Raw genomic sequence first — 24,822 nt, forward strand, 5'->3', positions numbered from 1 at the left:
TATTTCAATTAGGACAACAAAATATTTAAACCCAAATATATTGAGGGATGTCATTATTTAGTTATTCTCAATAATCCTTTCTAACAAATTATAATACTTATTACATAAGGCTTCAGATTCGAGGCTTGAATTGCCTTCAGATATTATTTTAAAAATAGGCTTATCAGCGTCAGGCAGTAAAAAAACCCAACCTTGACTTGAATAAAGCTTTATTCCGTCTAATAACTCTATTTTTTTCAAATTTTGTTCGTTTATAATTGTTTTCATAATTTTACCTTTTAATTCCCAAGGACAATGAATACTTTTGCTTGTCATAAAGAATTCTGGGATTTCAGATAAAAGTTCAATCAAACTAGTATTAGAAGAACAAATATATTCAACTATATAAATTAGTCCAGCAATAGCATCAAAGCTTAAAATAAACTGTTTAGTTTCTTTATCAAAATTATTATTCAAGATTTCATCCATTATTGCATAAGATGAATTTTTTGTTCGTTTAACTTTACAATTATATTTAAGCGCAAGCTTGTCGATTACCTCTGAACCAGTAATAGGTGCAAAGAAAGTTGAGCCTGGAGAAGTTCTGAATATTATCAATGCAATAAATGCTTGAAATAAATCGTCCTTAATAACTCTGCCAGTTTTATTAACTAAAACAAGGTTTTCAGCGTTTTTGTCAATTACTGCTGCAAAATCAGAGCATGTGTTTTCAATGCTTTGTCTAATTTGATCCAAATCATAGTTATTGCTATATGTAAAGCAACTAGTTGTACAACCTAAGTCATTAAGCATTGAAACAACCATTGACGATACAAATTCTGTTTGTGAATAAATACATATCTTTAGTTTTTTTGCTTTGATTAGTGCCATATCAACTTTGCTATATATTGAACGCATATAATATATGCTAAAATCAGTTATATTATTTAGCCGTCTGATTTGATCGGCTGAACATCTTTTGAAATCCTCTTTAAAAAAGGAATTTTCTATTTTACGCTCATTAAAACGACTTATAGCAGCACCTCTTCCGTCCATGAAGTCTACTCTAATCATATTATCATTTTGAGTGTCAGTCTTTATATGTATGCCCCCTTCAACAGCCAAAAATCCTATGGCGGCTCGTGCAATAGGCGTTAAAAGACTGCTCATATTATAAACTTCAACACCAACTGATAATATACCAGATATAAATGCGTGCTTAAACATTCTTGCTGAATTTGAATTTGTAGAACTGACAACAACTCTAGAACCTATTTTGAACTGAGAGCCATATGCAGCTCCTAGTCTTGTAGCAAATTCAGGAGAAATATCTACATTTATAATTCCAGAGATACCGTTTTGACCATAAATTTTGTTAGTGTGTTTTGTACCCCATATCATATTTCTGTCAACAATTGCAAAAGGATCAATTATTTTTTCTGGCCAAACTTTTATATTAGGCTTAACAATAACTCGTTCACTAATTTTACAGCCTTCACCTATAACAGAATTTTCGAATAAGGATACATAGTGCTTTAGATTTACTCTGTTGCAAAGTATGGCACCTCTGAGTTCACTTCCATACTCTATATAACAATTGTCCCAAATAATACTACGGACAATAGATACATCGTCTTCGATAATGGTATTATTTCCAATTATCGTACAGTTATCGATTAAAGTACCATTTCCTATTTTACAGTTAGATCCTATTATACATGGACCATTTATTTCAGCAGTACTTTCAATAATTGTACCGCTGCCTACCCAAACACCTTCTTTTATCTGAACTCCATCAAAATCAATTTTAAGTTTTTTTTCTAATAAGTCACATTGAGACCTTACATATGATCTTATATCCCCTATATCACACCAATAATCCGTACTGACATACCCATATAGCTTCTCAGAAGCAAATAGGAGAGAAGGAAATACATCATGACTAAAATCGGTATTTTTATTAGGCTCAATATAATTAAATATTTCTGGCTCAAGGATATAAGTGCCAGTATTAACTGTGTCACTGAATATTTCTCCCCAACTTGGTTTTTCAACAAAGCCAGTAATGGAACCATCCGAATTAGTTAATACAACTCCATAATCAAGTGGTACGTCAACTTTATTTAAAACAATTGTGGCAATAGAATTCTTTTCTTTATGGAATTTTATCGCTTCAGCTATGTTTAAATTTGTAATAGAATCACCACTGATTACAATAAATGTTTCATCTAAAAAGCTTTGAGCGTTCTTTACCCCTCCAGCTGTACCGAGAGGTGTATCTTCAAGAAAATATGTGATGTTGACTCCTAAATTTTTTCCATTACCAAAATAATCCTTAATATGTTGAGGATGATACATTAGGGTAACGCCAATATCGGTAATACCATATTTTTTTAGTAAATTGATAGTATGTTCCATAACTGGCTTATTCATCACAGAAACCATTGGTTTCGGTAAATTACAAGTAAGAGGTCTAAGTCTTGAACCCTCTCCGCCGGCCATAATAATAGCTTTCATAGCTACACCCCACGATACTGGTATTTTACTTCCTGGAAAAATCTATAACATTATATTCAATATTTTTTTAAATAATCCTCTAATTATTTCTAATCTATCACACCATAGCTTCCTTCTACCACAGAAATAGCATTATCCTTATTAGTTGAATCCACATTGATTTCTAACTTAACAACAGTTGAATTAATAGCACCCGGGAATTTGCGCGGTATCATTTTTTGACCGAATCCAACATGAAGTCCATAATCTGATGTGTTCAAATTTGCCATTTTTATTCCATTTGTCTTTAAATTAGTTATGGCTGCATTAGCATCATATAAGTTTGTGTATAATGCGGTAATTTTTTCATCCATAGATATCTCCTCCAATATTGAAAATACTATAAATTTAGTATTAACAAATATTAAAGAAATATCTTGGATAAAAGTACCATAATTATTATTGCAAGCTAAATACAGGGTTAGGTAAACTATTTAAGCTTCTCAGCTGTTCTTAAAGGCAAACAATTTATTAAAAACAAAACTAATTAAAGTATAAAAAATCATGCCAATAAGCTGAGATATATTTTTATTAATAAATAACTCCTCAACTAAAAATATAAGCAACCATCGCTGAAGTAAATAGCATATAACAAAAACAGCTGAAAAACGCAAAAATTGTTTTGTTATTGGTGCTTTGCTATCTTTAAATGTCCAAAGCTTATTCATAATAAAGCTGTTAACAAAACCTGCAACATATCCTATAGCGTTTGAGGTTTTGTAAGACACCCCGAAGCAATTCATTAATGTAAATAGTACTATTGCAGTTATTAATGTATTTACTATGCCTACTAAACCATATTTAATTAATTGACCAAACTTTTCTATAAATTTGTTTATTAATAAGTTACAATTACTCATTTTGTCCTTTGTATAAATAAAAATAATGTTCATATAATAGCAAAATATACTATTAATTAAATTTTACCATATCTTACTTTAAAATAAATAGCTGGCATGAAAAAATATAATAAAAGGTGAAAATTTCGGTGCTATTTTGTCTATTAAAATGGTTTATTCCATGGACATTCAAATTTATCAATGGTTTTGTTGACAAGTATTGATTGCTAAAGTAAAGACTGAATAGTAAAAAATCTGCTTTTTGAGTTCACATTGAAATTAAATTTACATAATTAATTTAGAAAGAATGGGAATAATAAAACATACTCGAACAAAAGTATAGGAGACTCAAATGATATTTAGACTTGGCTTTGTAGCTATGACATTGGATTTGGAAAATTGTTCGCCGTCAGGTACAGTTACTTATACAACATATAAAAAACTTAAGGATGAAAATGCTAAGAGAATAAGGCTTGCACGAGTATCAAGGAGTAATCTTGAGAATACGTTGAGAATACTTAAAAATAATGCTGCTCAAAACATAGAAGTTTATAGGATTACTTCCAAGCTTATACCTCTTGCCACTCATAATGAACTATTTGGCTGGAATTATAGCGAAGAATTTCAAGAAGAATTTAGGCGTATTGGAGAATATATAAAAGCTAATAATTTTAGAGTTAGTGCTCATCCAGACCATTTTACACTTTTGAACTCTGTAAAGGCAGAAGTGCTCGAAGCATCCATTAGAGACCTTGACTATCATGTTAGAATATTTGAAGCAATGGGACTTGACGATTACAGGTACAAATTGGTACTTCATGTTGGAGGTGTGTACGGCGATAAAGAGCAAGCAATAAAGCGATTTAAAAAAAATTATTTAAAGCTTCCTGATAGAATTCGTAAACGGATTATTTTAGAAAACGACGATAAAGCTTTTACAGCAGCCGACGTATTAGGAATTTGTGAGGACCTAAATATTCCAATGGTATTAGATGTTCACCATCATAATTGTGTAAATAATGGTGAGGAAATAGAAGAACTTTTACCTAGAATTTTTAATACATGGAATGGAGAAATTTATCCTCCAAAGCTTCATTTTTCAAGTCCTAAAAGCAATAAAGAATATCGAAGTCATGCAGATTATATTGACTATTCAGACTTTGTTAGTTTTTTGAATAAAGTTAAGGTTATTAATAAAGATATTGATTTTATACTTGAGTGCAAAATGAAGGACAGAGCGTTGCTGGAGCTTTCTGAAAAGCTGAAGGAAACTGAGGGGATAGTTCAGATTAATAAAGCAACATTTAAGATATAGCTAAAACATGCATTGTGCTAACTATTTTTTGAATTTTGCAGATAGAATATAGTAAGGCTTACTGGTACTCCCGTACAAATTTATCTAAATGGGCTATTCCCAAGATATTTGTTGAATTTGTATTGGCTCAATATAGTTAATTTTACCGCAGCTTACATTCAGCATCCATGCTTTATTGTTACGCTAAAACCTACATCGTGTAGGTTTTACGGTAAAATTAACTATTCTTCACCAACATATTCAAACAAATATCTTTAATCAAGCATCCCATTTATATAAGTTATACTCGCGTACCAGTATAAGCATAACGTAGTCTATCTGCAAACTAAGTCAAAATAATTTAGCACGACTCATAAAATTAGAATAAAATTTGCTAAACTATGAAATAATTAATATTGATATTGATTTAATAGCTATTTAGCTGTTAAGTCTAAACAAAACAATTATTAATAATTAGAAAGGAAGTTGTACATGGGTAAAGGTAAGAAAAAGAGTAGTGTTGATAATACAACATTTGATAATGATCAGGTTGGTGAAAATAAGAATAATAATGGCGGTGGAAAAACTAAAAATAGCAAGAACAGTAAATAGTTCTTTTATTTATAGTAGATAATTTGCATTAACTGATAAAAAGAGAATTGTGATAAACACATATTCTCTTTTTATTTATGTTTAGGATGTTGCAGTTCAAATGGTTAATCCATTTAAGTTATTATAAGACTTGCGTAGTTGTACTAAAAAAATGTATAGCAATAAATCACGCAAAGATCAGATTTTATTTAACGATCAAGTGCTGCCGGATAATTTGAACATATTTCCATAAATTATAGAGATATAATATGATGTAAATCAAATTAACATATTTTTTGATGTAAATAAAGCGTAATGAATCATTTCAGAAAGTGTTTTTCTTAAAAAGCAATGGTAAAAAATAATTAATTATAAACAAATTGGAATAAATGATATAATACTTATAGAAAAAATCAAACAAGTATTTATTAGCATTAGATACTTTTTATATATGTTAGGTGGTGACGGTGATGCTAAAATGGGAATATAAAGTAATTGAGGCGGAATGTAAAGGGCTTTTAGGAGGGCAAATTGATATACAAAACTTTAGTGACGACTTAAATATTCTTGGTAAAGATGGCTGGGAAGTTGCTTCAAGTTTTACACTAAATATAGGACAAGGTACTACTAGAAAGGTGATTACCATTTTAAAACGTCCTTGCTAAAGTATAAGAGTGGATACATACAGCTTATTATTACAATTTGCATGGGAAGACACTTTTGAAAGCTTCTTTTTAGAGTGGTTGATGCAAAATAATTAATCTCAACTAGAGATTCAAGGCAACAATAAATGCTCTGCTTAATTACTGGTCATATCCTTAACAGGACTGACTAGTTTTTGTTTGTTTAAAAAATTGAATAAATTAAGTAAAGATATGATAACTGAAACTTCATTTATTCCACATATATATTTTTAATGGTATAATATAACTCGCGTTTAGTTTTGAATCGTAGAATTTTTTATGTTAATTGTTTTATGCTTTAAATTAATAACTAAATTTAGCAGATTAATATTAATGATGTTTAATCTTTTTAATTCAATTTTCGTATATAAGTCTATTTAGTGCGGGAGAATTATCAATCAATAGTTTTTTTACAAGAAAGATAATTAAATTTTAAGCCATTATATTACTTTTCATTTGATAAAGTATTCCACACTGGCAATTATAAATGCGAAAGTTGTACTATTAATATAAAATTGCAACTAAAAAATTAAATCGGAGAATTCAAATGATTACAGTATTGTCATTAAGTCCAGCCATAGATAAAATTTATGTGATTGATAGTTTTCGTGCAGGAGAATTATATAGGGTTAATAATTGTATACAATCAGCTGGCGGCAAGGGTATCAATGTTGCTAGGGTTTCTAGAATGCTGGAAGCAGAAGTAGCTGTACTAGGTTTCAAAGCGGGTAACACCGGTCAATGGTTGGAGGACAACATCCTTAAAACAGGGGCAAAGTCATATTTAATAGAAGTAGAAGGCCAATCAAGAACAAATAATAATATTATAGATAAGGTAAATAATCGGGAAACAGAAATATTAGAAGAAGGACCCACAATAAGTGATTATTCTTGGCAAAGTTTTCTCGAAAGCTTTAATAAAAACATAAAACAAACAAAAGTACTTGTTTGCTCAGGAGGACTTCCAAAAGGTCTAGGAGCTGATACCTATGCCAATCTTATTGACGAGGCAAACAAACTAGGTATTAAAACAATTTTAGATGCTAGTGGAGATGTACTTAAACAAGGAATTAATGCTAAGCCCTATCTGATAAAACCAAACTTGAGAGAACTATCAACATATTATAAGTCACATTTTACTACTGATTCTGAAATTCTGAAGGCTTGCAGGGAGATAATAAATATAGGTGTAAAGGTTGTTGTCACTTCATTAGGTGCAGAGGGTGCCCTGTTGGTGAGTGAGAACGCTGCATATAAAGCATATCCCGTTAATGTTAATGTGATAAATACCATAGGCTCTGGGGATTCAATGGTAGCAGGCATCAGTACTGGCTTGGCAAAGGGACTGGGGCTTGAGGAATGCTTTAGGCTTGGCGTTGCATGTGCTTCATCAAATACCGAATTTCTTGAAATTGGTTTGATAAATAATGAAAGAGTTGAACAATTAAGAAAAGACATTGTAATTGAAAGAATATAGTTTTACTATTTTATGCTAGAACTCAGTATGGAGGTTATTATGAATATTATTGAACAATTGGTTAAGGAATTTAATTTAAAGCCTTCTCAAGTACAAAACACTGTTAATTTAATTGACGAAGGAAATACAATACCCTTTATAGCTCGTTACAGAAAGGAAGTAACAGGCGAATTAAATGACCAAGTGCTTAGAGAATTATACGAACGCTTAGTGTACTTGAGAAACCTAAATGAAAGGCGAGAGGATGTTAAAAGACTGATAGATGGGCAGGGCAAGCTTACAGAAGAAATTAGCAAGGCATTAGATAAAGCAGTTACGCTTCAGGAGATTGAAGATCTTTACAGACCATATAAGGTTAAAAGAAAGACTCGCGCATCAATTGCAAAAGAGAAGGGTTTAGAGCCTTTAGCATCAATTATTTATGCTCAGATGCCATCACGAACTACAGTTGAGGAATTAGCTTCACAATATATTGATGCGGAAAAGGGCGTAAATACTGTAGAAGAAGCAATAGCAGGTGCAATGGATATAATAGCAGAGGAAATTTCTGATAATGCAGAGTACCGAAAAGCTTTGAGGGAAATTATTTTTAGAGAGGGTTTAATAATCTCCACTGCTAAAAAAGAAAAGGATTCTGTTTACAGAATGTACTATGATTTTAAAGAGCCTGTTTCTAAAATAGCAAATCATAGAGTTTTGGCTATAAATAGAGGTGAAAAGGAAGAGTTTCTGCAAGTAAAAATAGATGTTGATAACTCTAAATGTCTGCTGTATCTTAAAGGGAAATCAATACGAAATACTAATGCTGATATGGGAAGATATGTTGAACTTGCAATTGAAGACTCCTATTCTAGATTGATTTTTCCATCACTAGAAAGAGACATTAGAAATAAATTAACTGAAGTTGCACAGGAACAGGCAATTAAGGTATTTTCAGAAAATCTCAGAAATCTTCTTCTCCAGCCCCCAGTTAAAGATAGAGTTGTATTGGGATTAGATCCTGCTTACAGGACAGGCTGTAAGATTGCTGTTGTTGATGAAACTGGAAAGGTACTTGAAACTACTGTAATTTATCCTACGCCACCACAAAATAAAGTGGAGGAAGCAAAGGTTAAACTAAAAAATTTAATTGAAAAACATAATGTAGATATTATCTCCATCGGAAATGGTACAGCTTCAAAAGAATCAGAAATGTTTGTCGCTGAACTATTAAGAGAGATAGATAGAAAGGTTTATTACATGGTTGTTAGTGAGGCAGGTGCTTCTGTATATTCTGCTTCAAAGCTTGGAGCAGAAGAGTTTCCAGACTTCGACGTGGCTCTTCGTAGTGCTGTTTCAATTGCAAGAAGACTTCAGGATCCGCTGGCAGAATTAGTAAAGATTGACCCTAAGGCTATTGGTGTAGGACAGTATCAGCATGATATGAATCAAAAAAGGTTGGATGAATCTTTAGGTGGCGTGGTAGAGGCTTGTGTAAATAATGTTGGGGTTGATTTGAATACTGCTTCTGCGTCTTTATTATCATATGTTTCAGGTGTTTCAGCTGCTATTGCAAAGAACGTTGTAGAGTATAGAGAACAAAATGGCAAATTCAAAAACAGAAATGAAATTAAAAAGGTTAAAAAGCTTGGTGACAAAACCTTTGAGCAATGTGCTGGTTTCCTTAGAATAGCTGATGGTGATAATATACTTGATAATACCTCTGTCCATCCTGAATCTTATAAAGCTGCGAAAATGCTTTTAGAAAAAATGGGTTATGAATTATCTGATGTTAAGCTTAAAAAGCTGAATGGATTGGATAAAAAGGTTGAGCAATATGGAATAGACAAGGTTGCAGAAGAACTTGAAGTTGGAGTGCCAACATTAAGAGACATTGTTAATGAGTTATTAAAGCCTGGAAGAGATCCAAGAGACGAACTGCCAAAGCCTGTACTCAGGACAGATGTACTTGGCATGGAGGATTTAAGACCTGGAATGGTACTTACGGGAACGGTCAGAAATGTTGCTGACTTTGGTGCTTTTGTTGATATCGGTGTACATCAAGATGGGCTTGTGCATATTTCACAGCTTGCAGACAAGTTTGTAAAGAATCCAATGGGGATAGTGTCTGTAGGCGATATTGTCAAAGTTAGAGTTCTAGAGGTAGATGTTGATAGAAAGAGGATTTCGCTGAGTATGAGGGAGGTTAACTAGAGGGGAAAAACCAATAAAATTTATTTGAGATTTTTTCAAAGTATGATAATATGTTATATTGTTATGTGTTAAAATATTATATTATATCTATCTATAATTTTTTAAAAGCAAAATGATTTATATACAGTTATAATGAAAAATATAATGAAAAACAAAGAATTAAAATGTGGTATGAACATTTTTGTGTAAAAGAAAGAAGGGAAGCAATGGAAACGCTGAACAATGCTGTTCGTTTATTAACTAAAAGGCCATCAATACTTGTATTGACTATATTACTCAGTATAATTATAAGTATTGTTGAGAACCTTTTTATAACGTTATTTTACGGGGTTTCAATGTTTAAAACAGGAAGTCCTTTTGATGCTTACATTAACATAATTCATTTTTTGGTTAACACAATGCTTGTACCACAAACAGCAGTAAAAGTAATTCTTATTTTGATTATACTTGTCGTAGCTTTTGCGTTGATTTTTGGACTTTTATTTTCTGGATATTTCAATATTTTAAATAATGGAGTGCAAGGTAAGACAAAAAAAGAGGGCAGTGAATTTATCGCAGGAGTTAAAAAGTACTTCTTTAGAATGATTTCATTGAACCTATGGACATTAAGTCTCGGCATATTATTTTTAATTTACCTTTTCATTGCATTTATTCCTGCTGCAATATTTATAGACAGTGCTTTTAGTGGCGCGATAAATATATTTGCAGGCATTTTACTTTTTATTATTACTATATTAGTATTGTTTTTTAGCTATGCTTTTTTCAGGCAATACTTAGTATTTTGGTATCCATCAGCTATGATATATGACAAAAATCATTTTAAAATAGCTAAAAAGATATCAGATAAAAACTTTTGGCCATTATTATCAAAATTAATTATTTTTGACATTGCTGCGGTAGTATTTGATTCGGTTTACATAATAGCTAATTTTTCTTTGGCTAATGCACAGGTTGTCTCTGGGGCTACAAGTAACCTATTGCTTATAATAAATATTGTTTATAAGACTGTTTATATTGCACTGTTAGTATGCTTTGTATTCTCGTCTTTCAATAAGTACAATAAAAACTTAAATAAAATAGCTGCTGAAGATTAAAAAATATCTAATAACAGATAAGCAAGAATAATTAATAAAATTTCATCTTCAATTTTATCTGTTAATAGTAGTAAGATGAGACCTACTAAAATTAAGTCATCTAAATAAATATCGTGTCCCAAAATGTTAAACAGTGCCTTTTCAGACCTTTCAGTTCTATCACCCGAACCAAATAACGATGTGAGAAAACCGAATGCAGGGGGATTCTTTTTTTCTCTGTTAATCGGTACTTCAGCGGGTGGCAAAGCATGCTCATCAGATATGGGCGTGTCTAAATTAGGCATATTCAAATTGTGATCCTTTGAATGAGGCTCACTTTTTCTATACTTTCTTGATTTTGGTGTATGCTTGCTATAAACCATACTTATATCCATGCTTAGTATTTGATTTAAATACATTATCTACTAGCATGGACTCGGTCCCCCTTTTTTATTTTTTTTCAGTTGTTTCCTCTGATAATCTTATCGCTCATCAGAATCATCAAATAGTCTTGTTAAATTACCCATTTGCATAAGCTTCATACACTTTTTAAGTTTTTTCTGTCTGTTTTTGTTTAAGTAAGGATTAAGTGCATTTAAAAGATTTACTTTTGGGTCATTAGGCGAAAGTGCGTTCATAGCCTTTTTAACTTTTCTTGTTAATTCATCTGCTTGGTCTGTTTCTTTATTAGTTTCTCTACTGGTTTCTTTATTGTTTTCTTTATTATTTGACTGCTCAGCTTCATTAGAAGTGCCAGAATCATCTTCTGAGGGGCTTTCTTCATTTGTACTGCTACTAGACATAAGCATGTTTAGTAAGCCCTTAACATTTTCAGGGATATTTGCATTTGAGTTTTGTCCCCCTAGCATTTCTGCTATTTGTTTAAACTTCTCGCCAATGTCGTCACTCATTCAAATACCCTCCCAATTACAAGTTTATACTAATTTGCTTTTAAAAATGTGGTATCAGTTTTTTTAATAGCCGCATCTGGGCGACTATATGTAGTACGTAAACTCCGCTTCCTTATATCTGAAATAGTATTACTTGGATTTCAAAAAATCATTTACTTTTTTCATTATGGCATCGCTGTCTTTTCCAAGCATCTTTTCTAATTTATCTAAATCTTCTTTAGTTATTTTCTTTTTTAATTCATCTTTATCTATATTTTTGATTTTATCTTCATCTAGTTCATTAATTTTTTTCATTATTTCGTCTTTGTCAATTTTAGATATTTTCTTTTGGATTTCTTCTGGACTTTCTTTTTTTAGCATTTCAAGGGCTTTATTTATTTTTGACTGAACCTTTTTATCTGCCATCATTTCTTGCAACTTTTTACTTAATGAATCTCCCATATAATCCTCCCCTCACCGAAATTCGGAACAAATTTGGTTAAATACTTATTGGAGAACTCCGCTTTACGGAGTTGAGTGTTTTTAACACTTTTATTCACCTTTTAGTTTACTGCACCCACAAGACAGAACAACTTATGTTTTTTGGTGCTCGAAAAAGCACCATATTAGTACAAAAATAATTTTCGAGCTAGTAACAGTTTATGCCAAGTGGTATGCATAATATGTACAAACTACACTTCTTAATTTGAAATAGAAGCTTGGATATATAACCCAAGCTTCTATTAAGTACTTTTGGCCTTTTAATAGGCGCTTGCATTAAATTAATCGCAGCAGCCATCTTCTCTGCAGCAGCAAAGGTAAACTAACAATAGTATAATTGCAAGCCAAATTAACCAATCGCAATCATTAAATAAGTCTGATAAGCAACCAGAACTACTACCATTGCAGCAGCAGAAGAAAATTATTGCTAATATAATTAGCCATTCGCATCCAATGCCGCCGTCACAACTTTTACTTCCACCAAAACATCCCATAACTTTACCTCCAATAAATAATTAAGATATTGCATAATATGTTATTTCAATAAAAGTTGTTACATTAATAAAACATATTTTGAAAATAATAAAAATTAGTATATTATATTAGTAGATTAATGAACTCTATCAGACTAATCAAAAAAATTAGAGATAAATAGTAATTGATATTTAGTAATTAGTTATCCCATTTATATAAGCTGTACTTGCGTATAGGTAATAAGCCTAAGTACTTTACCTGCGACTTAGTTCTAAATAAATTAGGACAGAGGATAAGTTAGTTTGGATGAATATTATTAATGAGTTTGCTCTAACTTTTTACTAAGTAGAGTAAATAGAATAAAAAAATTATAATGAAATAAATTTTATTAGGGGGAGAAAAATTATGTTTGATGTAATAATAATCGGCAAGGGTCCTGCTGGTATTTCTGCTTCACTTTATACTGTAAGAGCAGGCTTAAGGACACTAATAATAGGTCAAGACAAGAGTTCCTTAAGTAAAGCTGATAGAATAGAAAATTACTATGGATTTGCTGAACCAGTTTCAGGAAAATATCTTTTAGAACAGGGAGAAAAACAGGCAAAGAGACTAGGCGTTAAGTTTGATGATAATGAAGTAATTGCCATTGAAAAGGGTGAATTTTTTGAAATTTATACCACTAGAGAAAATTATTCATGTAAATCGGTTTTATTGGCTACTGGACAGCAAACTGTGAAATTGAAAATTGATAGATTAAATGAATTTGAAGGTAAAGGTGTTAGCTATTGTACAACTTGTGATGGATTTTTTTACAGAGGACTCAAGGTTGGACTGGTAGGTTATAAGGATTATGTAATTCATGAAGCTATGGAGTTAGAGCCTCTTACCAAAAATATTACTATTTTTACAAATGGAAATGAATTAGAACTGTCAGATAAGTTCAGTAAGCTTGCTTCAAAATTTAGTGTAAACAAAAACGTGATTAAAGGTATTGATGGAAAGGATGTTATTGAAAGTATAATTTTTGAAGATGGAACAAAAGAAACTATTGATGGGTTATTTATTGCCTTTGAATCAGCTTCAAGTATAGATTTTGCCAGGAAGCTTGGTGTAATAACACAAAAGAACTCAGTAGTGGTTGATGAAAATCAAATGACTAACCTAAAAGGATTATTTGCTGCAGGTGATTGTACAGAAGGACTTAAGCAAATTTCAACTGCAGTTGGTCAGGGTGCTGTAGCAGGTAAGCAGATGATTTCATATGTAAGAGGTTTATAAGCAGGAATATTGCTAATATGTATATTGGAGTATTTATTAAACTTTATTTTATTAAATACCTTTCGGAAATACTGCAAAATCCTTAAATATATTGCCATAGCTTGAAAAAATTTACAATCAGTGATAAAATATGACTACTAGAAAAAAGCTGATGCAAAATTTAGGAGATATAGTATGTTCGCAACTTTTATATTATTATGGGTTATTTCTATATTATTAATTTATGCAAACCCTAAAACCACATGGGCTTGGTGGGGAAGTGCCTGCTTCTTTTTAAATGGTTTTGGTGGTGTTGCTGTGATATTTAGTGACAATATTATACCCTATGTAGCAAAGTTAAATTGTATTAAATTATGGAAAATTTGTTGTATTATACAATGTATTGCGGATATATTGCATCATTACTTTGCAACATATGCATTTATGTGCTTTGCACTCTATTTTACAAAGTTTTTAGGTATTAAGATTAGTACTGCTACAAAACACTTTATTTTATTTTTATTAGCCATGCCAAGTATTGGGACATTTATTATATATCCACAATTTGAGCCTAGTTATAAACTATTATCCGCTTGGGTAGTTCCATATACCATAGTTGCTAATGCTATACTAATTATTAGTGTAATAAAAGAAAAAGAATGTTCAGAGCGGTATCATAAAGTATTGGTTTGCATTTGTGCTACTCCTACCACCTTAATATTAATGTGGACTAGTTACTTATCGGTTGCAATGGGTATTGATAGGGCATGGGAACTAAATATATATATAATACTGGCTCAGTTTATAATATTTGTTACAATAGCATTTAAGCACGGAATACTTGGTATAAGACTTAGAGTTGAAAGAAGTAATTTAGATGAAGCTATAGATACTACTATGAGTGGAATGAGTATAATATCTCATGCTATTAAAAATGAATCTGCAACAATTAATCTATGTGTTGATACAATACGGGCAACAGCAAACTTAGATGCAAATACTGAGAGAAAATTAAATATCATTAAGAATTCTAGCAGAAATCTATCTGATTTCGCTCAGAGAATTAATAAATTCAGAATATATGATATGGACTTAGAACCCCATGACCTAAAAAGTTTAGTTGATAAAACAATTACACAGGTTTCCCCTATGCTTTTTAATAAGGATATTAAAATAATTAACAAGTGCAAAGAAAATATTACTGTAACCGTAGATTCTGTACATGCTTCAGAGGTTCTTAAAAACTTGATTATAAATTCGATTGAAGCTATTGAGACTAATGGAATTATTAGGATAGAATCAGAATATGTGAATAATAAGGTATGTTTATCTGTTATAGACAATGGAATTGGGATTGATCCTGAAAATATTAAAAAGGTACTGACTCCATTTTACTCAACTAAAAAAAGTAATAATAATTTTGGACTTGGTCTAAGCTACTGTTATAGAGTTATGAAATGCCACAAGGGAAACCTGAAAATATCTAGTAAAGTAAATCAAGGGACCAAAATGTCACTGTTTTTTCCTGCAAAAAGAGTATTTAGCTTAAACAGTATTTCTGTAAAGGCTGAATCAAACAGTTAGATAATATCATATTGATAAGTTTGAATTTATACTTTTTAATTTATACTATTCAGATAGAAGAATTGACAATAATTAATAAATATAGAATAAAAGTGGAACTTATAGAATGACTATAGGTTCCGCTTTTGTATTTGTATACTTTTTATAAAAAATACATACATGTTAGAATACTTCTTTAAGCTTGGGCATAGAAATAGTGGTGTAGGGAAATAATCAAAAATCAGATTTTAACATTTTAGTGTGAGGTGGCATAAAGATGCATAAACTATTAAGTTTAATTTTGGCTTGTGGGATTATAATGAGTATTTTTACAGGTTGTGCTCTTCTTGATAATAATGGAGATGCTGCAAATAGTGACGAATTAACTCCCACTAGTAGTGTCACAATGGGTGACACTGAAGCAAGTGGGTTAAAGGATAAAACCCCAGTTCAACTATATTTTATAAATGAACAGGGTAATAAACTAGCACCAGAAATCAGATATATAGATAATGCTGAAGCAAATAAAGGAAATGCATATCTAGCTACAGTTATTTTAAAAGAACTTATAAAAGGCCCAGAAAAAGGAAGCCAATTGCAGCCTTCTATTCCAGAGGGAACGACAGTTCATTCTGATGTGACCATTAAGGATGGAGTGGCTACAGTGGATCTGTCAAAGGAATTTGTTAATAAGCATCCAGGAGGTAAGAAAAAAGAGCAGTTAACACTTTATTCTATAGTAAATTCTCTTACTGAAATAAAGGAAATTAAATCAGTACAATTTAAAATTGAAGGCAAGGTAAGAAAAGAGTATAAAGGGAACTACCAAATTGATGTTGCATATCCAAGATCAGCATACATAATTACATCACAACCAACAGGTAATAGCAGCAATGTTGAAGCAGCTGCAGACAATAAGGAATTAACAAATGATAATAGTAAGGAAAAATTAAAGGAAGATACTTCAAAAGATAAAAAAACTACTACAGAAAAAGTTGACGATGCTGATGATGTAGAAACAATTGGAGAGATAGATGAAGAATTGCTAGAGTAAAATTAGTTATTACTCGGATTGGGAATAACTATAACATTGATTTACGAATATTCTGAACTGTTTTGATGTTTACAAATTTAAGAATAATAAGGTATCTAAAGGCGATTGTATGACGTAGTTTGTTGTACACTACCACCTAATTGATACCTTATTTTTATATGAATGCTATTAACCCTCTTTAATGTCCGCAGCATCCGCCACAAACATGCTTATTTGGGCAATCTCCGTCGCTTGATTTTCTTGATTGAATTATATTAATATTTTTAAACACGGCCTCTAAGTCGTTGCTTCCACATTCTGGGCAGTTTATTTGCTTATTTTCACGTTCACTCATTTTAGCCATTATGTTAAATTCATTTCCGCACTTTGAACATTTCAAATCGTAAAAGGGCATATTAAAACCTCCTGTATAGAAAAAGATAAATCTATTTTATCACAATCTATGAACAAGTTTAAGACTGATATATTAAGGTCTTTTTAATCTGTGTATTTATTGTCAAAAGCTAAAAGTAACCAAAACCGCGAATAAATAACGCATTAAAAACAAAAAATAATCATCAGTGCTATATGCCTATAACTCGAAGAATAAGTTTGAGCGAAATTATTATATACTCCACTAAACACAAGGTATCTCTTTAAAACTAATTACTAACACAATATTTTTTGGCACATATCAGTTGCTATAAATAGCTTTAAACAATAGAGTTGGTAAAGATATATAACCCTTTGTGTTAAACCGGGGTTTTTCGAAAAGAAATGTTCTACATAGAAAATATATTATTTTTGTACGCAAAGTTGGAGTGGAGGTTTTTATGCATACAGTATGGAAAGGTTCAATTAGCTTTGGATTGGTAAATATACCAGTTAAAATGTTCACAGCAACAGAAGACAAGGATGTAAGGTTTAAATATATTCACAAGGAATGCAATACACCCGTTAAGTATAAAAAAATGTGTCCAGCCTGTAACAAGGAGGTGCAGCCCAATGATATAGTTAAAGGATATGAATATGAACCAGGTAAATTTGTTATCCTGACTGAAGAAGATTTTGCTTCTATTGATACAAAAGGTGAAAAAACAGTTGAAATAATGGATTTTGTTAGATTAGAAGAAATTGATCCGGTTTATTTTGATAAAACCTATTATTTAGCACCGCAAGAGACAGGTGGTAAAGCATATACACTGCTAAGGGAAGCGCTTAATGGGAAAAACAGAATTGCTGTTGCAAAAATAACTATTAGAGAGCGTGAATCACTGGCAGTTATCAGAGTGTACAACAATGTTTTAGTTCTGGAAACAATATTTTATCCTGATGAGGTCAAGGATTTCAAGGAGGTTCCTGGTATCCCTGAAAATGTGCAAACTACAAAGGCTGAATTAGATATGGCCTCGCAGTTGATTGATAATCTTACTGATGTATTCAACCCAGATAAATATGTTGATACTTACCGTGAAAAGCTTTTTGAAGTGATTACAGCAAAGGTTGAGGGTAAAAATATCGTTGAGAAAAAAGAAACTTCAAAAGATAATATAATAAGTTTGATGGAGGCGTTACAACAGAGTATACAAATGTCAAAGGGTGCTAAACAGGATAAAGGCACTGATTCTGGTAAGGTTAAAAAAGCTGTAAACTCTGGCGCAAAAAGTAAAAGAGATAAAGTATCAAAAGCAAGTAAAGCAGATAAAACAGATGAGACAGATAAAACTGGTACTAGTGAAGCTGACATTGAAAAGCCTAAAGCAAAAACTCGAAAGACAAAGGAGACAGTGAAAACATGAATTGGATAACTCCTATGGAACCAATCAATTGCAACACTGTCAAGGAGGATTCTGAATATATCCATGAAATAAAATGGGATGGTATCAGAGGGCTGGTTTATTTACTAAATGGACAGCTTAATATATATACAAAGAAGGGTAATACAAGAACTGTATTTTATCCTGAACTTGATGTTATATATGACGAATTTAAAAGCAATGATATTATACTAGACGGTGAAATTATTGTATTAGATAAGAATGGTATACCTTCATTTTATAACAGCCTTGTACGTGAAAGTGTTAAAAGTATAAAGAACTTAAAATATTATCAAGATAATTATCCAATAAATTATATAGTTTTTGATATTTTAAAGTATAGAGACGAGCTATTGACAAATTATCCTTTACAACAGAGAAGGCAGCTTCTGGAACAACTCTTAAGTTCATTGGTAAATAAAAATAACATCATTTACTTATCAGAAATATATACAGATGGAAAAGAGTTATTTGAAAAAATGAAGCAAAAAAATATGGAAGGAATAGTTTCAAAGAAAATAAATAGCATGTATTTGCAGGGTAAACAACATGATGCTTGGTTTAAAACTAAGTTTACAAAAAGAATGCTTTGCATAATCGGAGGTGTGATTTGGAAGTACGGAGAGGCTAATTCTTTGATATTAGGGATAAAAGCTAACGAGGATAAAAAAATAAACTATATTGGAAAAGCTTCTTTAGGGCTAAAAGGGTCAGATCTAAAGCTGCTTAAGGAATACAGAGATAAGTTGATACAGGAAGAGTGTCCATTTTCAGAAAGTAGCATAAAATGTTTGAACACAAAGGAAAATGAACTTACATGGATATCTCCTTTAATAACTTGTTGGATTAGCTATCTTGAGTTATCTAATGATGGTCATCTAAGGCATCCAAAAATTTTAGGATTTACATCACTGCCTGCTGAAGAAGCCAATGGAAAGGTGCTGACAGACTAATGGATATAGTTGATATAAAGCTTAAAATTGAAAATAAGATAATAGATTTAACAAACCCAGACAAACTACTTTGGCCTGAAGCTGATATTACAAAAAAACGTTATGTTGAGACAATGACTGTATTAGCTCCATTTATAATCAAGTATTCTAAAAACAGGTTATTAACCGCTATAAGATATCCTCACGGAATTGGAGGTAAAAGCTTTTTTCAGAAAGAAAAGCCTGACAATACACCAGAATGGATAAAAACTGTAAAATTTAATGACAAAAACTATATTGTAGTAAATTCTGCTGCAACTCTTATTTGGCTATGTACACAGGCAGTTTTAGAGTTTCATACAAGCTTTAATGCATACAATAATTTAGACCATCCTTCCCATTTGGTATTTGATCTAGACCCAGATGATAATCAGGACTTTAGGGAGGTTTCAGAAATTGCTTTAAGTATATATGAAACACTTGAAACATTAGGAATAAATGGATTTGTAAAAACATCGGGAGCTTCAGGACTTCAAATATATATCCCAACAGCATCAAAATATGACTATAATTCAGCAAGAAAATTAAATGAGTTTTTTGCACAGTATTTTATTCAAAAGCTAAGCAAAAAACTGACCATTGAGAGGTTGAAGAAGAACAGGGATGGTAAAACATATTTTGATTATATGCAAATGTGGTATGGTAAAACAATAATAGCTCCATATTCACCAAGGGCAGTAATGAGTGCTGCTGTATCCACACCTTTGGAATGGAAAGAATTGAATTGGGCTCGTCCTGAGTTGTTTACACTAAATAATATAGCTGCTCGGCTTGAACAAAAAGGTGATTTATTTGAGGCAAGCCTTCATTGTAAAAATAACGAGCAATTAGATGAGATTTTAAAAAAACTCAATACAATAAATTAGGTACTCAGCATTCTAACAATTTCAACTTCGAAAGCTGAGTTTTTATATGTATATTTTATTATCAAGGCAAAACTGACAACTAGCATGTGTTGGTGGCAGATTTATTCCCTAAATAGTTGTTATATTATTAAAATTTGTATACAATGAAAATAATGCAGGTTTTAATAGGAAATATAATCCATTATAATGTGTAGAGTAAATTAATTATTTGGCTGAAAAGGCTAGAAAACAACTGGAGGTAATAAAATGAGAGTATTGGTAACTGGAGGAGCAGGTTATATAGGAAGTCACACCTGTGTTGAATTATTGTCTGCAGGACATGAGGTAATAATTGTCGATAATTTATGTAATAGCAAGGAAATGGTATTAGATAGAATAAAGAAAATTACCAACAAGGATATAAGATTTTATAAAATAGATATTACAGACAGAGATGAGTTGGAAAAGGTATTTATCAGTGAAAAAATAGATGTTGTAATTCATTTTGCAGGATTAAAGGCTGTAGGTGAATCAGTAGCCATACCGCTAAAATATTATTATAATAATTTAACAGGAACTTTAATACTATGTGAGTTAATGCAGAAATATAAAGTGAAAAACTTGGTGTTTAGTTCTTCTGCAACTGTGTATGGTGATCCTATTAGTGTTCCCATTTCTGAAGAATTTTCGCTCTCATGCACAAATCCTTATGGCAGAACAAAACTAATGATAGAAGAGATACTAAGGGATTTATATATATCGGATAACACATGGAATATTGCAATATTAAGATACTTTAATCCTATTGGTGCACATATAAGTGGGATAATAGGAGAGGATCCTAATGGTATTCCTAACAATTTGGTTCCGTACATTGCTCAGGTTGCAGTTGGAAAGCTTAAGGTGCTTAACGTGTATGGAAATGATTATGATACCGTTGACGGCACAGGAGTAAGAGATTATATCCATGTAGTTGATTTAGCAAAAGGACATTTAAAAGCACTTGATAAGTTGGTTGCAGAACACGTAGGGGTTAGGGAGTATAACTTGGGCACTGGCAGTGGGTACAGTGTACTTCAGGTAGTAAAGGCTTTTGAAAGAGCATGTGGCAAGGAAATTCCATATAAAATTGTAGATAGAAGACCTGGAGATATTGCAGCATGTTATGCAAAAACTGACAGAGCAAAAAATGAGTTGGGCTGGGAAGCCGAAAAAGGACTTGATGAAATGTGCCAAGACACATGGAGATGGCAATCATTAAATCCGGATGGTTATAACGCTTAGTCCGCATATATGGGACATGTTTATACCAATATAGTTTTTTTCGAGTTTTGTTGTATATCTTTATAAATGGGGAGTATCCTCTAAATAAAGTAATAAAAAATTTTTAGTGTCCTTATTTGGCATGGGAGGTTATGACCCGAAAATAAAGTTTGTACAACATGGTGCATTTTTGAGCATGGAAAACCCGCAGGCGGCTTTTCCATAGTTTAGAGAAATCATTATAAATAGATGAGATTCCTATTAGTGAAGTCTTATAAAAAATATTTATCCTTATTGGTGTTGGAGGTTGTATGATTAATAAAACTACTTTAGTAATTATGGCTGCAGGCATGGGCAGCAGATATGGAGGTTTAAAGCAAATAGACCCTGTCGGACCTAATGGTGAAATAATTATGGAATATTCCATATATGATGCTATAAAAGCAGGGTTTAGCAAAATTGTATTTATTATAAAAGAAGAGATAGAGGATACCTTCAGAGAAGTAATAGGAAAAAAGATTGAAGGTATAATTGATGTAGAATACGTTTATCAGAAGCTGGACAATTTGCCAAATGGATTTAGTGTACCAGAGGGAAGGATTAAACCTTGGGGAACAGGACATGCGGTGCTATGTGCAAAAAATGCTGTTAAAACACCATTTGCTGTAATTAATGCAGATGATTTTTATGGTGCAAATACATATAAGCTGCTGAATGATTTTCTATCCTCAAATAGTGATTCGGATGACAAATACAAATATTGTATGGTTGGTTTCATAATAGAAAATACACTAACTGAAAATGGTCACGTTGCCAGAGGAGTATGCAACGTTGATGCTGCTGGGAACCTGTTAAGTATACATGAAAGAACCAAAATTATGAAATTTGATGATGAAACAAAATATACAGAAGATGATAAAAATTGGATTACAATACCTAAGAACAGCATTGTATCAATGAATACATGGGGATTTAACCAAAGTATTTTTAACGAACTGGAGAACGGATTTCCAACATTCTTAAAAAATAGTAAGGATAATATATTAAAAGCCGAATATTTTTTGCCTACAGTAGTAGATAATTTGATTAAAGCAGATAAAGCAGATGTTAAGGTGCTTTCAACCACAGATAAGTGGTACGGTGTCACATATCAGGAAGACAAGCCAACAGTTAAAAAATCTATTGGAGATATGGTTTTGAGCGGAAAGTATCCGAAGCTTCTATGGGAGAAATAAATTTAATAAGTAAATATTTGGTTATTCGCAATACAAAAATTGTGCTTAACTATCGCAACAATAAACATTTATATAGGAATGGCATGTAAGTAACTGTAAAAAGAGTAATTACATATTCACTTGAAAAACAGTAATATATGTAATATAATGTAAAATATATAAGTTATTTTACGACTTATGGATATACTTAGATTACATAAACGGTTTCTACTGTTTACAGAAGTCTAGTATAAAAAACCTATGAAGTGAGGGATATAAATGTATAATGACAAAACCTTAACTTGTAAAGAATGTGGAGAGGAATTTATCTTTTCTGCTGGTGAGCAAGAGTTTTTTGCTCAGAAAGGTTTTCAAAATGAACCTGTACGGTGTAAAGCTTGCAGAAGTAAAAGAGATACTTCAAATAAGAAGGAATTTTACGATGCTATTTGTGCTGAATGTGGGCAAGCTACAAAAGTTCCTTTTAAACCACATTTAGATAAACCTGTATATTGTAGTAACTGTTTTTCAAATAGAAAGTGATACATATTTCTATATATAATTATTAATAATATAGGTGGGCTGACAAAGTCAATTACAGTTTCAGGCCTGAAAACGATGGAATATAGTATTTCTAACGTATAGGAAATCATATATTTTTTATGCTTATTCTAAGGTTTGGTATTGGTAAATGACTCAAACTAATATTCGTACGTAGTTTGACTCAGCCTTCTTTTTTTATTTTAAGCAATTTGAGCAGTTAAGTATGTTATCCACAGTATTAATTCCTTAAAAGATTAGTTATTAACAAGGATATTCACATTATCCACAGGATAAATATACACAAAACAGATGTTTTGTTGAATAAATGTGTAAAACATTGCAAAGTGTGTTTAAAAGCTAGAAATGGTGGTATATATAACAAATACGAATTTAGATTTGCATTAATAGAAGGAATTTATTAATGCCATGTAGAAGTATAATTTCATAACAAGTACCAATATTTGAATGGCTAAATTATTTCTTTCACACGAAAATATGGAGAGGGGCTGTTACTTATGAAAACTATAATTAATGGAAAAAACATTGAGATTACGGAAGGACTAAGAGAAAGAGTAACAAAAAAGATTTCAAAGTTAAATAGATTTTTTGAAAAAGAGGTTGAAGCACATGTAACCTTAGGGGTTCAAAAACTAAGACAGACAGCGGAAATAACTATTTCTTATAATGGTATTGTTTTTAGAGCTGAAGAGTCAAATGAAGACATGTATGTTTCAATTGATAAGGCAGTTGATTTAATAGAAAGACAAATCAGAAAGAATAAGACAAGACTTGAGAAGAAGCTTTACGAAAATGATTTCAGGGTTGAGAATTTTACATTTACAGATACAGAGGAGGTACCTGAAGAGAAGGAATTCAAAATAGTTAGATCAAAGAGATTTGCAATTAAGCCAATGGATGTAGAAGAAGCTATTCTTCAAATGAATTTACTTGGACACGAATTCTTTATGTTCTTTAATGCAGAGACTAACCATAGCAACGTAGTTTATAAGAGAAAAGACGGAAACTATGGTTTGATTGAACCAGAATTCTAAGAGCCGTTAAAATAAGTATTTTATAAAGGGGTGTCTTAGCAGAATATTTTTTGCTAGGATACCTCTTTTTTCAGTAGGTATCATTTATATTTTTTGATTTTACGAGTAAATTTTTATAAAATGAAAACGATAACTTTAGTTAATTTGAATACATTGTTGAAAATTAGTCACAGCCAAGTTTAGGAGGTGTTTATTTTGAATAATATAGTGCTGATAGGTATGCCAAGTTCAGGAAAAAGCACAGTAGGAGTAATTGTTGCAAAGCACTTAGGAATGTCATTTGTAGATACTGACGTTCTTCTGCAAACACAAAATAATAGAAGATTACAGGACATAATAAACACAGATGGAATAGATAAATTTCTAGAAATAGAGGAAAATACAGTTCTTTCACTTAACCTATGTAACACTGTAATTGCTACAGGAGGAAGTGCTGTATACAGCGAAAAAGCAATGAAACACTTAAAAGCCAATGCAATAGTAGTGTATTTAAATATAAATATGAAGACTGTTAAAAGAAGATTAAGAAATATAAAAACAAGAGGTGTAGTACTAAGTCCGGGGCAGACCTTAGAGGAGATTTATCAAAAGAGAAAGCCACTATATGAGAAATACGCAGACATTATTATTGATAGTTCTGAGAACTCAATAGATGAAACAGTAGAAGCAATTATTGAAAAATTGGATTTCTAG

General features: G+C 31.4%; 24 protein-coding genes. 16 read left to right on the plus strand and 8 right to left on the minus strand.

Going from position 1 to position 24,822, the window contains the following annotated elements:
- Window positions 1-57 precede the first annotated feature (57 nt).
- From EHE19_RS03275 to EHE19_RS03285, 3 genes are all read right to left on the minus strand, one after another.
- Entirely contained in the window at window positions 58-2,496 is a 2,439-nt protein-coding gene (locus EHE19_RS03275) for a sugar phosphate nucleotidyltransferase (protein ID WP_137697594.1), read from the minus strand.
- 89 nt (window positions 2,497-2,585) lie between these two features.
- Window positions 2,586-2,849, minus strand: a complete 264-nt coding sequence (locus EHE19_RS03280; RefSeq protein WP_137697595.1) for a hypothetical protein — start codon at window positions 2,847-2,849, stop codon at window positions 2,586-2,588.
- 129 nt (window positions 2,850-2,978) lie between these two features.
- A complete protein-coding gene (locus tag EHE19_RS03285) occupies window positions 2,979-3,395 on the minus strand; it encodes a GtrA family protein (protein WP_137697596.1) in 417 nt (138 codons plus the stop codon).
- A 331-nt stretch (window positions 3,396-3,726) separates the two neighbouring features.
- Between EHE19_RS03285 and uvsE the strand changes: the two genes are divergently transcribed.
- The 5 genes from uvsE (at window position 3,727) to EHE19_RS03310 (ending at window position 10,706) form a co-directional block, all read left to right on the plus strand.
- Window positions 3,727-4,689 (plus strand): UV DNA damage repair endonuclease UvsE, encoded by a 963-nt coding sequence (uvsE, locus tag EHE19_RS03290; RefSeq protein ID WP_137697597.1) that lies wholly within the window; start codon window positions 3,727-3,729, stop codon window positions 4,687-4,689.
- A 1,040-nt stretch (window positions 4,690-5,729) separates the two neighbouring features.
- Window positions 5,730-5,924, plus strand: a complete 195-nt coding sequence (locus tag EHE19_RS03295; protein WP_137697598.1) for a DUF4177 domain-containing protein — start codon at window positions 5,730-5,732, stop codon at window positions 5,922-5,924.
- A gap of 565 nt (window positions 5,925-6,489) precedes the next feature.
- Entirely contained in the window at window positions 6,490-7,419 is a 930-nt protein-coding gene (locus EHE19_RS03300) for a 1-phosphofructokinase family hexose kinase (protein ID WP_137697599.1), read from the plus strand.
- A 39-nt stretch (window positions 7,420-7,458) separates the two neighbouring features.
- Window positions 7,459-9,612 carry a Tex family protein gene (locus EHE19_RS03305; RefSeq protein ID WP_190530475.1) on the plus strand — a complete coding sequence of 718 codons (2,154 nt, stop codon included), beginning with the start codon at window positions 7,459-7,461 and terminating at the stop codon, window positions 9,610-9,612.
- Between the two features lie 206 nt (window positions 9,613-9,818).
- Window positions 9,819-10,706 carry a DUF2207 domain-containing protein gene (locus tag EHE19_RS03310; RefSeq protein WP_137697600.1) on the plus strand — a complete coding sequence of 296 codons (888 nt, stop codon included), beginning with the start codon at window positions 9,819-9,821 and terminating at the stop codon, window positions 10,704-10,706.
- Here the strand turns inward: EHE19_RS03310 and EHE19_RS03315 are convergent.
- The 4 genes from EHE19_RS03315 to EHE19_RS03330 all read right to left on the minus strand — a co-directional run bounded on the left by EHE19_RS03315 (window position 10,703) and on the right by EHE19_RS03330 (window position 12,570).
- Window positions 10,703-11,068, minus strand: a complete 366-nt coding sequence (locus EHE19_RS03315; RefSeq protein WP_137697601.1) for a hypothetical protein — start codon at window positions 11,066-11,068, stop codon at window positions 10,703-10,705. The genes EHE19_RS03310 and EHE19_RS03315 overlap by 4 nt on opposite strands.
- A 99-nt stretch (window positions 11,069-11,167) precedes the next feature.
- The gene (locus tag EHE19_RS03320; RefSeq protein ID WP_137697602.1) at window positions 11,168-11,596 is read right to left on the minus strand and encodes a hypothetical protein; all 429 of its coding nucleotides are present in this window, start codon (window positions 11,594-11,596) and stop codon (window positions 11,168-11,170) included.
- A 129-nt stretch (window positions 11,597-11,725) separates the two neighbouring features.
- Window positions 11,726-12,037, minus strand: a complete 312-nt coding sequence (locus tag EHE19_RS03325; RefSeq protein WP_137697603.1) for a membrane trafficking protein — start codon at window positions 12,035-12,037, stop codon at window positions 11,726-11,728.
- Window positions 12,038-12,357: 320 nt separating this feature from the next.
- The gene (locus EHE19_RS03330; protein ID WP_137697604.1) at window positions 12,358-12,570 is read right to left on the minus strand and encodes a hypothetical protein; all 213 of its coding nucleotides are present in this window, start codon (window positions 12,568-12,570) and stop codon (window positions 12,358-12,360) included.
- A gap of 385 nt (window positions 12,571-12,955) precedes the next feature.
- Between EHE19_RS03330 and EHE19_RS03335 the strand changes: the two genes are divergently transcribed.
- The 3 genes from EHE19_RS03335 (at window position 12,956) to EHE19_RS03345 (ending at window position 16,424) form a co-directional block, all read left to right on the plus strand.
- Entirely contained in the window at window positions 12,956-13,828 is an 873-nt protein-coding gene (locus EHE19_RS03335; RefSeq protein WP_137697605.1) for an NAD(P)/FAD-dependent oxidoreductase, read from the plus strand.
- A 174-nt stretch (window positions 13,829-14,002) separates the two neighbouring features.
- The gene (locus EHE19_RS03340) at window positions 14,003-15,391 is read left to right on the plus strand and encodes a sensor histidine kinase (RefSeq protein ID WP_137697606.1); all 1,389 of its coding nucleotides are present in this window, start codon (window positions 14,003-14,005) and stop codon (window positions 15,389-15,391) included.
- A gap of 256 nt (window positions 15,392-15,647) precedes the next feature.
- Window positions 15,648-16,424 (plus strand): GerMN domain-containing protein, encoded by a 777-nt coding sequence (locus tag EHE19_RS03345; RefSeq protein WP_137697607.1) that lies wholly within the window; start codon window positions 15,648-15,650, stop codon window positions 16,422-16,424.
- Window positions 16,425-16,602: 178 nt separating this feature from the next.
- Here EHE19_RS03345 and EHE19_RS03350 read toward each other — a convergent pair whose 3' ends face one another.
- Entirely contained in the window at window positions 16,603-16,818 is a 216-nt protein-coding gene (locus EHE19_RS03350; protein ID WP_137697608.1) for an FmdB family zinc ribbon protein, read from the minus strand.
- Window positions 16,819-17,236: 418 nt separating this feature from the next.
- Between EHE19_RS03350 and ku the strand changes: the two genes are divergently transcribed.
- From ku to EHE19_RS03390, 8 genes are all read left to right on the plus strand, one after another.
- Entirely contained in the window at window positions 17,237-18,202 is a 966-nt protein-coding gene (gene ku, locus EHE19_RS03355) for a non-homologous end joining protein Ku (protein ID WP_137697609.1), read from the plus strand.
- Window positions 18,199-19,173 carry an ATP-dependent DNA ligase gene (locus EHE19_RS03360; protein WP_137697610.1) on the plus strand — a complete coding sequence of 325 codons (975 nt, stop codon included), beginning with the start codon at window positions 18,199-18,201 and terminating at the stop codon, window positions 19,171-19,173. The genes ku and EHE19_RS03360 overlap by 4 nt, the downstream gene beginning before the upstream one ends.
- Complete coding sequence (gene ligD, locus EHE19_RS03365) at window positions 19,173-20,078, plus strand: non-homologous end-joining DNA ligase (RefSeq protein ID WP_171003569.1); 906 nt, start codon at window positions 19,173-19,175, stop codon at window positions 20,076-20,078. The genes EHE19_RS03360 and ligD overlap by 1 nt, the downstream gene beginning before the upstream one ends.
- A gap of 246 nt (window positions 20,079-20,324) precedes the next feature.
- The gene (galE, locus tag EHE19_RS03370) at window positions 20,325-21,341 is read left to right on the plus strand and encodes a UDP-glucose 4-epimerase GalE (protein ID WP_137697611.1); all 1,017 of its coding nucleotides are present in this window, start codon (window positions 20,325-20,327) and stop codon (window positions 21,339-21,341) included.
- 290 nt (window positions 21,342-21,631) lie between these two features.
- A complete protein-coding gene (locus EHE19_RS03375) occupies window positions 21,632-22,555 on the plus strand; it encodes a nucleotidyltransferase family protein (protein WP_137697612.1) in 924 nt (307 codons plus the stop codon).
- 258 nt (window positions 22,556-22,813) lie between these two features.
- On the plus strand, window positions 22,814-23,077 hold the full coding sequence (locus EHE19_RS03380) for a zinc-ribbon domain containing protein (protein ID WP_137697613.1): 264 nt from the start codon (window positions 22,814-22,816) through the stop codon (window positions 23,075-23,077).
- A gap of 515 nt (window positions 23,078-23,592) precedes the next feature.
- Entirely contained in the window at window positions 23,593-24,129 is a 537-nt protein-coding gene (hpf, locus tag EHE19_RS03385) for a ribosome hibernation-promoting factor, HPF/YfiA family (RefSeq protein ID WP_137697614.1), read from the plus strand.
- Window positions 24,130-24,324: 195 nt separating this feature from the next.
- The gene (locus tag EHE19_RS03390) at window positions 24,325-24,822 is read left to right on the plus strand and encodes a shikimate kinase (protein WP_137697615.1); all 498 of its coding nucleotides are present in this window, start codon (window positions 24,325-24,327) and stop codon (window positions 24,820-24,822) included.

It is taken from the genome of Ruminiclostridium herbifermentans, assembly GCF_005473905.2.
Lineage (GTDB): Bacteria > Bacillota > Clostridia > Acetivibrionales > DSM-1351 > Ruminiclostridium > Ruminiclostridium herbifermentans.